This window comes from Zunongwangia pacifica, from assembly GCF_023499215.1.
Lineage (GTDB): Bacteria > Bacteroidota > Bacteroidia > Flavobacteriales > Flavobacteriaceae > Zunongwangia > Zunongwangia pacifica.
In genome coordinates this window covers 1-11,932 of sequence record NZ_JAKHSK010000065.1, presented here as the reverse complement: position 1 = coordinate 11,932, position 11,932 = coordinate 1, and the positions used below count along the sequence as shown (strand labels likewise).

The 11,932-nt window shown below is 38.8% G+C and carries 8 protein-coding genes; 1 reads left to right on the top strand and 7 read right to left on the bottom strand.

Annotation, left to right across the window (positions count from 1 at the left end; translation table 11 throughout):
* The 5 genes from L1967_RS21630 to L1967_RS21610 all read right to left on the bottom strand — a co-directional run.
* Nucleotides 1-662 (bottom strand): protein-disulfide reductase DsbD N-terminal domain-containing protein (locus tag L1967_RS21630; protein WP_249603578.1); only part of this gene is annotated, 662 nt, incomplete at its 3' end.
* Nucleotides 663-964: 302 nt separating this feature from the next.
* Nucleotides 965-2,122 (bottom strand): TlpA disulfide reductase family protein, encoded by a 1,158-nt coding sequence (locus tag L1967_RS21625; RefSeq protein WP_249603577.1) that lies wholly within the window; start codon nucleotides 2,120-2,122, stop codon nucleotides 965-967.
* A gap of 20 nt (nucleotides 2,123-2,142) precedes the next feature.
* Nucleotides 2,143-3,516 (bottom strand): RagB/SusD family nutrient uptake outer membrane protein, encoded by a 1,374-nt coding sequence (locus tag L1967_RS21620; protein ID WP_249603576.1) that lies wholly within the window; start codon nucleotides 3,514-3,516, stop codon nucleotides 2,143-2,145.
* A gap of 16 nt (nucleotides 3,517-3,532) precedes the next feature.
* Entirely contained in the window at nucleotides 3,533-6,751 is a 3,219-nt protein-coding gene (locus L1967_RS21615) for a SusC/RagA family TonB-linked outer membrane protein (protein ID WP_249603575.1), read from the bottom strand.
* A 146-nt stretch (nucleotides 6,752-6,897) separates the two neighbouring features.
* Complete coding sequence (locus L1967_RS21610; RefSeq protein ID WP_249603574.1) at nucleotides 6,898-8,031, bottom strand: FecR family protein; 1,134 nt, start codon at nucleotides 8,029-8,031, stop codon at nucleotides 6,898-6,900.
* Nucleotides 8,032-8,248: 217 nt separating this feature from the next.
* On the opposite strand from L1967_RS21610, the gene L1967_RS21605 reads away from it, so the two are divergent.
* On the top strand, nucleotides 8,249-8,827 hold the full coding sequence (locus L1967_RS21605) for an RNA polymerase sigma factor (RefSeq protein WP_249603573.1): 579 nt from the start codon (nucleotides 8,249-8,251) through the stop codon (nucleotides 8,825-8,827).
* Between the two features lie 111 nt (nucleotides 8,828-8,938).
* Here the strand turns inward: L1967_RS21605 and L1967_RS21600 are convergent, their stop codons facing one another.
* Together L1967_RS21600 and L1967_RS21595 are read right to left on the bottom strand one after the other, a co-directional pair.
* Nucleotides 8,939-11,734, bottom strand: a complete 2,796-nt coding sequence (locus L1967_RS21600; protein ID WP_249603572.1) for a M16 family metallopeptidase — start codon at nucleotides 11,732-11,734, stop codon at nucleotides 8,939-8,941.
* 4 nt (nucleotides 11,735-11,738) lie between these two features.
* The coding region (locus L1967_RS21595; RefSeq protein ID WP_249603571.1) for a hypothetical protein at nucleotides 11,739-11,932 on the bottom strand (194 nt) is incomplete at its 5' end.

The window sequence follows — 11,932 nt, the reverse complement described above, 5'->3', positions numbered from 1 at the left end:
GCTGATTTGGATTGGGGCACCGTTGAAGTTGGAAGACGGGAGAGCGAATCCTTTTGTGCGGAGGCTTTAACTGCCGATTGCTGGTTCGAAATCGTATCCTCTGACGAAAAAGTATCGTTATGACCACCGTCGTTTACTTCTGTTGCAATGTCTTCGCTAACTTTTTTAGATGTGTCTTTATCTAAAAGCTTAACTGCTTCTTTGTTCTCTGCTGAATTATTAAAGGATACACTAAAATTTTTGGTTTCTGGCGGTAGGCACTGTGTATCATTACAGGCCATATATTCTACCGCGAAATTTATAGTTTTTACCGTAGTATTGGTAAGCCTGAATTGTTGTTTAAAAATGGCTTCCTGCTCAAAAAATTTGATTTGCATCTCAAAAACAGGATCATGGACGGTATGTCCTTCGGGCTCTTTAACATTACCTATAAGTTTTAGCCCCTTTGTATCTTCAAAAGTAAATGTTGTAGGTATGGGACCTCCTTCACCAACATGTTGAGAATAGAGATGCCAAGCCCCGTCTATACTGGCCGTAATAATCAGTTCATACGTATCGCCTTCAACCTGCTTTACTTCATTAGTAAAACTTATCGGATCAAAGACTTGAGCCGATACTAAAGAATTTATGAAAAGGAATAGAACTATAAAATAATTTTTCATCTAAATAATTAAGTTTTAAATGCAGCAATCGCTAAAAACTCCAGACAGAAAATAAATTTGGCTCGGATTTTAGATACTGCATCTATGCATACTAAAGGTGAAAAAACACCTTCAAAAAATTGGAAATGGTTGAAATATATTTACTAAAACATGTAAAAGAAAAACGGTTTGCGATAAAGCAGTTACTTCTAATATTAAAGGAAGAAGCTTTCTAAAAAACAATCTATTTTACCCTAAATAATTTTCTGTATAAAACAAAATGGGAATAGAATTACTTTTTTAGAAAGCTTCAATTTTTAGAATTAATTATTAAATATTTCCTTCAGTTTCTCATGAAGCCCCTCTTCTCGCAGATTTGTAGCAATAATCTCCCCTTCTGGATTGATCAGGAAATTTTGTGGTATTGCACTCACCATATAATCCTGAGCTGCCTGATTTTTAAAGCCTTTTAAATCGGAAACATGTTGCCACGGAAGCTTATCTTTCTCAATCGCCTTTTCCCAGAGTTTACGATTTTCGTCTAACGAAATTGCTAAAATTTCAAGGCCTTTGCTGTGATAAGTGTTATATGCCTTTAAAACATTAGGATTTTCTTTACGACAGGGGCCACACCAGCTTGCCCAAAAATCTACGAGTACATACTTCCCCTGATAATCCTCTAGGCCTATTTTGTTTCCTTCAAGATCTACCTGATTTTTTATAGCGGGGGCTTTGCTACCTACTGCAACCGACTTATACCCTTCTAAAGCTTTTGATAGCTTTTCACCGTAATAGGAAGACTGCACTTTGGGATCAAGCAGTTGGTAAAGTTCATCGGCTTTATCTGGATCTGCATATTGAATGTAACGCTCTGAAATAATCATAGGAGCTGCCAGACTACTGCGATTATGGGAAACATAAAGTTTAGTGAGACTGTCGCTAAATCTGCTCATTTCTTCCCACTTTTTGTCCATCATAGTTCGCTCGTCCTTAGTCAGATCTCGTTTTCCTCCCTGGTTAAGCGAGTCAAGCAGTTGATATATTGGCCCTGCTTTACCTCGAATGGGTTCAAAATAGGTATCATAATAATCCTGATACTCTGCATTAACTGAGGCTCCAGTTACTTTTGCTTTATATAAAGAGTCTTTTACCGCATTTAAAGTAATGTCTTCGTTAGACAAAACGAAACGCAAAGGCCACTGTGTTGTATCTGAAGTTTTAATGGTATACCATTTTGGAAAATCAACTTTGCCTGTAAATGTAAAGTGACCATCCTGAAGTTGTGCTGAGTCTACCGATGCTGAAGCACCCTCTGGCACATCTAACTCTTCAAGATAAATCATGCCATCAGGTTGATTTTTAAAGGTTCCTGATATTTTGAATTGTTCTAATTCTTTAGTGTTTTTATCTGAATCTGAATTTTTACATTGTATGGCAGTTAAAACAGCGGTGCAAATAAAAATCTTAACTAGTTTATTCATTCTATATACTTTAGTCATTATTAATATCCAGGGTTTTGTTCCAATTTAGGGTTCGCTCCTAATTCTTTGGTGTTTATAGGCCAGAGCACATCGGTAGCTTCCCAGGTTTTTGGTTTTAAAACGCTTAAAACGGCATCGGCTTTCCCTGTGCGTTTAAGGTCTAACCATCTGTGCCCCCATTCTCCTAAAAATTCTATTTGACGTTCTTCAATAATTTTTGAGAGTAGCTCTTCCGGATTCATTCCACCTGCAAAGCCTTCCAGATCTCCGTGTACGGTGCGTACTTTATTAAGATCTTCAAGAGCACCGTTAAGTTTATCCTGTTTTGCTCGCGCTTCGGCTCGTATTAAATATTGCTCCCCTAATCGCAATACAACACTGTATTGCGCAATTGAGGTACCGCCTGAAGGCTTATACTTAAAAGGATAATAATACATCTGGTTTTCATATTCTACGTTTTTCACCCAGTTCTCAAAACGGGCATCTTCAGTATCTAAAGCATTCAATACGGTCTCGGTAAGCACATAGGTAGGAGTTTGCCCGGGATTAAACCATCGCCCCTCATTGACAACGGTAGAATTTGCATTTGAAGGCATTAACTGCCATATCGTTTCTTCATTTTCAATAGTAAAAACATTATTCGGATCTTCTTCAAGAGCATAAGGACCACTTATCAGCTTTGTCGCATACTCTTCTGCCAGTTGCCATTCTTCCATATACAAATACACCCGAGACAACATCGCCTGAACCACATATTTATTGGGTCGTAATTTTTTACTGCTTGGATATTCATCGGTTAAAAGCTCTTCTGCTTTTTTAAGATCGTTAACTACCTGCTCGTAAACTTCAGAAACAGACGCGCTGCCCTTAGATGCATTTTCCTTATAGTCTGTTGAAATAATTATAGGAATACCCCCATACATATTCACCAGGTAAAAATGTAAAAAGGCCCTAACAAAATAAGATTCTCCACGTAACTGTATTTTGAGATCCTCAGATAAATTAGGAGCATCTTCAAGACCTTCCAAAATAGCATTTGCAGAGTAAATAATATTGTAGGTATCAAACCAGTAATAATATTCAGGACCAAATGCTGTAAAAGGAACTTCATTAATGTTATAAGCTTGATATTCTTGCGTAAAATCATACAATTCATCTGCACACAGCCCTCCTATCACACTAAGGCTACCGTTAGAAATACTTATTGGATCTACACGCTGCGTAAAATCACCATAAATACCATTTATTGCCGCAAGTGCTGTAGCATCTGACACAAAAACATCTGATGTTGCTAATTGATTGTCTGAAAGATCGGGTTCTAAATAAGCCTCACAACTGCAAAGCGTTACAAAAGCTGTTACAATACAGCATAATTTATATATATAGGTTTTCATAAGTGCTGTTTATGGTTTAAAAATTAGCCTGTACACCTAAAGAAAGTGTACGTAATGGCGGTGCAAAGGTTGATTTTGATTCTGGGTCTAATCCTTTATAAGAGGTTATTGTAAGCAGATTTTGTCCCTGAAAATAAACACGGGCATTACGCATACCTATCTGGGTCACCCAGGTGGCGGGTAAACGATAAGAAAGGTTTACGTTACGTAACTTGATATACGACGCGTCGTCCCAGTTAAGATTAGAACTCACCGCATTGTAAAATGAACTACCGGCAAGGCTTGTAGGCTTAGGTACAATTACCCGATCGCCCGGCTGCTGCCAGTAATCAAGAAACGAATCATCAAAATTAGAGCGACCTCCTACCTGTGTGTAAACATTGTTTAGATAATTGTAATCTTCTTGTTTTACAAATTGAAACAAAAAGCCCAGACTCCAGTTTTTGTAGGTTAGATCATTTTGCAGACCTCCATAAAACTTAGGCAAACGATCGCCCAATATGGTACGGTCACCAGCAAAGGTGATTTGCCCATCACCGTCAAGATCTTCAATTTCATAAGCCCCGGTTTCAGGATTAACGGAAGCTAAATATCCTTTCTGGCTTAAGATTGAAGAGCCAATCTCATAGGTATTGGCATACGAGGAGGCTTCTAGATCGTCAAAAGAGACCAATTTATTTTTCTGAAAAGTAATATTGAAGGCTGTATTCCAGCTAAATGTATCAGAACTCATGTTTTTGGTGTTCAGAGATAACTCAATTCCGGTATTGCGTATCACCGCAGGCAGGTTTGCACTTACCGTAGTAAAACCGGTTTGTGATGGCAATGGTAAACCAACCAACTGATCTTTTGTAGAATTTAGATAGTAATTAGCATTCAACAGAATTTGATCTTCTAAAAATCCTAACTCTAAAGCCACATCAAATTTTATTACTTTTTCCCAGCTGTAATCAAGGTTTGCCAATCCTGAAGGTGTCAAAACGGTTGAAGTTTCTGTATTAACTGAAGAGGTGGCAGTCCATAATTGATAGTAACCATAATCTGCTATCCCGTCATTACCTGTTGTCCCATAACTCGCCCTCAATTTACCAAAACTAAAAACCGATTGATCCTTAAGGAAGGATTCTTCAGAAAAAATCCAGGCGGCGCCAAGCGCGGCAAAATTTCCATATTGGTTATTAGGGCCAAAGCGGCTGGAACCATCTCTTCTTACCGATGCATTGAACAAATATTTGTTATCCCAGTTGTAATTTAACCTTAAAAACCCCGATAGGTAGCGATAATCGGTATTCGATGCCAGGATAGAATAGGTTCCCGCAGCACCTATATTATCTAAAAACAAGTCAGAAGAATAATTACCCGCCGTAATGGTTTGATTATCCTGGGTACGCCTCATAAGCGTACCTCCCAGTAATGCAGAAAACACTCCATTTCCTATTTGGTTTTTGTAGGTAAGCTGTGGCTCTATATTAATTGTCTGGCGTTTAGTAGTTCCCTTTTCTACGTTAGGTCTTCCCCATGAAAAGTTAGCATAAGCCGGATTTAGTGAAGTTGAAGGATTTTTTCGCACCTGATCAAAATCATTTGTGTTATACCCCACTAAAACTTTAGCCGTTAAAAAGTCTGAAATATCATACCCCAGATTAAGATCTGCAAAAAGCGTATGGGTCTTAATTACAAAAGACGAGTTTAAGGCAGCTATAGGATTTGTAATAGTCCAATTTAACGAGCCATCTTCATTATATGGATTGTAATTAGGCGGTGTAACAAGGGTGGATGCAAAATTACCACCAAAAGAATCATTATCATCGGTGCTGTAATTTGCCTGTAAATTTAGTTTGAAACGATCATCCTGAGACTTATAATTGTAGCGCGAGCGAATACTAAAACGCTGGTATGAAAAATCTCCCGAATAAATAGTCCCTTCTCTATTATAGGACGTATTTAACGAAAATGAGTTTCTGGCATTACCGCCGGTAACTCCGGCCTGGGCATTTACAAAATTGGCTGTACCGCCCAAAAGGTATTCCTGCCAGTCCATATCGAGGTTTTGGTCCCATAAAGTAAGATCGGGAGCATTACTATTGGTAGGCTCAATACCGTCGTTTTGGAAAGCTTTTCGGCGAAACGCCAAATATTCCGAAGTGCTTAGCAAATCCATCATATGACCTACTTCTTTAACACCGGTAAGTACATTTACATTAACAGCAAGTCCTTTCCCAGAAAGTTTGTTTTGCTTGGTAGTAATCAGGATAACGCCATTTGCACCGCGTGACCCATAAATTGCCGTGGCATCTGCATCTTTCAGAATACTTATACTTTCAATGTCTGCCGGGTTAATGCTATTAAGCGGACTTTGATGCCCTTTAGTAGGAAAACCGATATATCCAAACTGATTCATAGGCTCATCACTATAAGGGATTCCATCTACTACATACAAAGGCCGGTTAGAGCTGTTTATAGAATTTTCTCCTCGAATGCGCACCGTCACATTCCCTCCGGGGCGACCGGCTTCCTGAGTTATAAAAAGTCCCGGTGCAGCACCTTGCAATGCCAATATTGGGTTATTTACAGGCTGTTCTTCAATAGTTTCTGCATTTATTTGAGCTACAGATCCGGTATTAAAACGCTTTGAGGTCTCGCCATAGGCCACAACCATAACCTCGTCAAGTTCTGAGGCCTGCTCTTTAAGAGTAATATTTACCACCTGCTGATCGGTTACCGTATGGTAAGCTTTTTCAAAACCTAACATATTAAAGAGGAGTACTTCCCCGGGGTCAGCTACGATAGTGTACTTCCCGTCTATATCTGTAGAAACACCGCGACGTGTACCTTCTACAATTACAGTGACCCCAAATAATGGCTCACCTTTTTGAGAAGTTACCGTCCCCAAGATGGTTTGTTGTTCCACGACCTCTTCTTCTATGGGGGGTTCATTTTTTTTACTGAAAACAATTTGCTTATCCAGTACTTTGTAGGTAATTCCTTCTGGAGTAAACAAACGGCTCAAAACCTGTTCAAGAGGAATTTGATCTACATATACATCAACCCTTCGGTTAAGATCAATATCACCTACCCGGTACAAAAACGAATAAGGGGTAATAGTCTCTACCTTTTCAAAAAAATCAAGAATGCTTATTTGCTTCTCGTGAAGGGTAATTTTCACGTCCTGAGAATAGGAATTAGCCTGTATTTGAAAGATGGCAACGAAAATAAAAAGAATACTGAACCGCATAGCAAGATTCATTTTTGGCCATAGCAAGCTACGACACCTGTGCGTAATACATTTTTTCATACTTTTAAAGTGTAGAATTAGTGGTTTAACTTAGTTTTAAATCACTGTCATGTTTACTAAAGGGAATGTTGCCGCATTCCCTTTTTTTAGTTGATCACAACAGTATTTTGTTTTATATCATAATCAAAAGAATAACTTTCATTAAAGGATTTTAAAATCTGTTCAAGGCTTTCTGCTTTAAATTTTGCCGTAAACTTCTCTTCTTTTAAGGCTGGATTATTCACTTGAATTTGAACATCAAATTTACGCTCTAATACGCGGGCAATCTGAATAAAATCTACCTGATTAAAATAGAGCTGTCCCTTAACCCAGGCAGTGTAAGGAGCCGTATTTACAGCTACAGTTTCCAGGCTTTTTGAATCTTGAGAATACAAAGCCTGCATTCCTGGTTTCAATACGACTACATCATCAGGGTTGGCTGTTTGTTTTACCTGTACAGCCCCGTTAACCAATACCGTATTAGATGTTTTTTCATCAGCATAGGCCTGTACATTAAAATGGGTACCTAATACCTGAATTTCCAAATCATTAGTATGCACCAAAAAAGGACGTTGCTCATCGTGGCTGACCTGAAAGTAAGCTTCACCGGTTAAAAATACTTCTCGGTTGCCTTCAGCTTTAAAGCCATTAGGATACCTAAAACTACTACCGGCATTAAGGTTGATTAATGTGCCATCGGCCAAAGCTACCACACTGCTCTTTCCATAAGGAACGTGTATTTCATCAAAACTGATACTTATATTATCTTGATTTTTAGAGATATATACCAAGGTATCCCCGCGTTGTTCAATACGTACACCATCCGTTTCAGCAATAACGCCTGTAGCTCCCTTTTCAAGTTGTTTATGTACTCCGGTATCCAGATCTAGTGTCACCACCTGCTCTGGAGTAGGTTTGGTTTCAAAAGACATGTAATAAAGTACTGCTCCACCCAGAAGAATTGCAAAAATTGCGGCAATACGCCATAGATTTTGATAAGGTTTTAGCTTTTTTACAGGTGGCACCTCGATCATTTTTGCGAAGATTTTATCTTTCTTGGCTTGTTCGATTTTTAACCATCTTTTATTTAGTCTGTAATCCAGACTTAGCATTTCTTTAAAACGCCTCTTATTTTCCTTTTCATTTAATAAAGAATCAAGCTTTTTCTGTTCTTCATCTGAAAGATCTCCATGAATGAATTTTTCAACTAATCTCTCAAAATCGATATATTTGCTCTCCATTATTCACTTTTTTTTAATTAAACGTATATTAAATGAACCACCCCGGCTTTTTTATTGAATTTTTTTCATTTAGATAAAGATTTGTGATTATAGCTCATGAATTTATGTATTTATGTATTAGGCAAAGGTTTTAAACGGGCTTTCTGCCTTTTGCAGCTACTTAAAAAATGCCAGTTAGCATATCTATGCTATATTTACCGAAGTATCCCTACATACTATGTCTCAGTATTCTTTTAAACACAACGAAAAACTTATACACTGCCTTAGGGCGGGAGATAGCCAATGTTTTCAGTTCATCTTTAACGAACTGGTTGAACCGTTAACCGCTTTTATATACACCTACACCCGTGATGAGGCTCTAGCCGAAGATATTGTGCAACATAGTTTTATGAAACTTTGGGAAAAAAGAACATTTTTGGATCCTCAAGCCTCTCTCAAAACATTTCTATTTACCATTACCCATAACCGCTTTATTGATTTATACCGAAAAGATAAAAAGCAAGTCTATCTAACAGACACGATCTATATGGAAACTGTTTTAGAAACGGAAGAATTGAACGAAGAAAATTTAAAACCACGTTTAGAGCAGATAGATAAAGCTATTGAAAGTCTACCCAAAAAGTGCAGGGAAGTTTTTTTACTAAAACGTGAACACAACCTAAAAAATAGAGAAATTGCGGAATACCTGGGAATTTCGATAAAAACAGTTGAAGATCATATATCCAGGGCACTACGTATAATCAGACAACAAGTGCTTGGCTTGTTAATCTTAATTCTAACAAGCTTTTTTAAATAAAAAAAGAGCTTAAACTTGTCGTTTAAGCTCTCCAAAGTAAATTCGAGCAAAATCAAAATCGTAAGAGGGCTAATTCAAACAAATTCTAATTTCTTTCTGAATTTATAGCCTTTAGTCTTCAGGCATTAGTAAACCTTCAATAATAGCCGGGTTTTTAGTGATCTTCTTCACGGTTTCTTTCAATTCTTCCGGATTTATTGCATTCATTCTGGCAATGTTCCCTGCTTCATCTGAAATAGCCTGGCCACGCTCTAGGTTCGCAGTAATATTGCTCAGCCAATACCCATTGTTCCGTTGGTTTTCTGAAATCTGCTTCTCGTAATTACGTTTTATTTCTGCCAGTTCCTCCAGATCGATAGTGGTCTTCATCTTTTCCAATTCAGCATAGACAATTTCCAATAAATCGTCGGCCTTATCTGGATTACAGTTAAAGCCTACACTTAGGTCAAAATTTCCTTCAGGTAAAGAGCCTACACTCCCCGAAGTGCTTACTCCATACGAACCTCCTTCTTCTTCACGTATACGCTCCATATAACGCTTGTCCAGCAGTTGAGCAATTACATAAAGCTTAAGATTGTTCTCCTTTGTATATTCCATTGGGCCGCTAAAACTTACACTTATAGTCGCCTGTGGGGTTTCCATCGCCTGATTAAGGTGTACAGGGGTTTTTCCTGGCTGCGGATGCATTTGATGATTTATAACGCTTTCCTGATTTTGGGTCCCCGGGATACTCCCTAAATATTTTTTTGCCAATTCCAATAGTTGGTCGTCTTTAAAATCACCTACAAAAACGAAGGTAAAATCACTGGCATTAGAGATCCGGTCTTTGTAAACCTGAGTCGCCCCTTCCAGACTTACCGCGTCTATTAAGGCCTGGTCAAAAAGAATACTGCGCTTACTGTGCCCGGTAGACGCCAACGCTAAAGAGTCCTGAAAAGCACTGGTCACCCTTTTTTCTTTGGCAATTAGATTCGTTTCCAAATTTTGCTTTATGATGGCATAGGCCTGCTCATCAAATCGCGGTGCGGTAAATTGCAGGTAGATCTGCTTAAATAAGGTTTCTAAATCCTGTGTTTTGCTATTTCCACTTAACGTCTCACTATAAGCATTAATAGCAACACCTAAAGAAGTCTCTGTACCGGCAAGTAATTTTTGAAGCTCAATCTTATTAAGATCGCCAAGGCCAGACTGCGATACAAGATAAGAAGCAATGATCGTATTCGGCAATTCAGCTTCCGATAGTTGGGAACTTCCACCCGGACTAAAAGCCGACATGAACACCTGTTCTTTATCAAAATCTGTAGGATATAACACTAGTTTAAGTCCGTTAGCCAGGGTGTACTGCTTAGCATCGATCCCCTCAACAGGTGCTGTTTTTAGTATTTTGGATCCTGCCAAATCGGTATTAATAAGTTGCTTGTCTGATCCCTCTTCAACAAATACAGTTAATTCTTCAGCATTCACTGCGTTAAGGGTATCTTCTATTTCTTGCTCACTGGGATAGGTATTGGTGTCGTTGCCGGTGATCCCTACTCCTCGGCCTTTGTTTCCTTCAAAACGGCTTAACAAATCAATAATCGATTGATTGGTCAGTTCTTCTACGACCTGCAATTGATAATCGAGTGACCAGCGATAATCTACAACAGGTAATCCCTTAAAGAAGTCCTGATAAATTTCGCCTGCATAGGAGTCATTACTGCGCTTAGCTATATTGGAGCTGGCTGATTCGATATTGGTCTTAAAGGCTGCTTTGGCACGCTTCAATTCGCCCTCGGTGGCACCATATTGGGCAAAACGCTCATATTCCCTAACCATAAAACCTAAAGCACTCAACAGGCTGTCTTTTTTAGGGCGCGCACTTAAATTAAGAATTTCCAGAGGACGTATAAACTCACTTACCCCAAAGCTCACTCCTAAAACCGGACTGTTTTCTTCTAAAATTAATTCTGAAAAGCGGTTATTGAGAATATAGGAGGCAAGGTTGGCCGTAAGGTCTGCTTTCATCCCTTCGGTAAGTCCTAATTCCTGAGGTGTTCGTTTTACGAAATATTGAAGGCTGGGTTCCCCCAGTTCTTTATCTGTGGCTTTGATATATACAAAATCATCAGTTATAGGAAGATCAAATACTGGGCGCTCTGGTAAATCCTTTTTTAAAGGGATAGATCCAAAAACCTGTTTGATTTTGGCCTCCATCTGTTTTACATCGATATCTCCTACAACAATCACTGCTTGCTGATCGGGACGATACCAGCGGCTGTAATAGTCGCGCAATTCTTTATAGTCAAAATTATTTATGATCTCCATAAGGCCAATTGGCATACGGTCTCCATATTTGGAATCTGCCATATAGCCTTCGGTCCAGATCTTAGAATTAGCACGGAAACCTGCCGTATTACGGGTACGCCATTCTTCATTAATCACCCCACGTTCGTTATCTATTTCTTCATCGGTAAGCGATAAATAACCCGACCAGTCGTGCAAAATAAGTAAAACTGAATCCAGCACTTTTTCCTGGGTTACTGGTACCTGATTAATATTATATACCGTCTCGTCAAAACTGGTAAACGCGTTAATCTCTGAACCGAATTTCATCCCGTTGCGCTCCAAAAATTCAAGCATTTCTTTATCCTTAAAATTCTGGGTGCCGTTAAAAGCCATATGTTCTAGAAAATGAGCTAACCCACGCTGACTATCGTTTTCGAGCACCGAACCTACGTTTTGGGCGAAATAAAAGGATGCCCGCTCTTTGGGTTCTTCGTTGTGCAATACGAAATAGTGCATCCCATTGTTCAACATTCCTGAAGCGAAATCTTTAGGCATTATAGGCTTATCAAGCTGTTGCGCATGAAGGCTAAAGCTCAGCAAAGCGAGCAGGAGGGCCAAACTATTTTTTATTCTGAAAATCATGTATTTACTTGTTTTTATAATTTTTAATTCCTTCTTCAAGCCAGTTTAGATACGATTCAATATCGGGATCGTAAGCTGTAGGCTCATTCAGCCGGTTTCCATCTGCATCTAACAACACATAGTACGGCTGCGCATTGGCCTTGTATTCCCTGATCTGAAAATCACTCCATTTATTACCAATAGTCGTAATCTCCTTAC

What these genes read in the sequence shown, in the direction of transcription:
- L1967_RS21615 (WP_249603575.1), bottom strand. Translation starts at nt 6,751, where the DNA reads ATGCGGTTCAGTATTCTTTTTATTTTCGTTGCCATCTTTCAAATACAG.
- L1967_RS21620 (WP_249603576.1), bottom strand. Translation starts at nt 3,516, where the DNA reads ATGAAAACCTATATATATAAATTATGCTGTATTGTAACAGCTTTTGTA.
- L1967_RS21605 (WP_249603573.1), top strand. Translation starts at nt 8,249, where the DNA reads ATGTCTCAGTATTCTTTTAAACACAACGAAAAACTTATACACTGCCTT.
- L1967_RS21610 (WP_249603574.1), bottom strand. Translation starts at nt 8,031, where the DNA reads ATGGAGAGCAAATATATCGATTTTGAGAGATTAGTTGAAAAATTCATT.
- L1967_RS21625 (WP_249603577.1), bottom strand. Translation starts at nt 2,122, where the DNA reads ATGAATAAACTAGTTAAGATTTTTATTTGCACCGCTGTTTTAACTGCC.
- L1967_RS21600 (WP_249603572.1), bottom strand. Translation starts at nt 11,734, where the DNA reads ATGATTTTCAGAATAAAAAATAGTTTGGCCCTCCTGCTCGCTTTGCTG.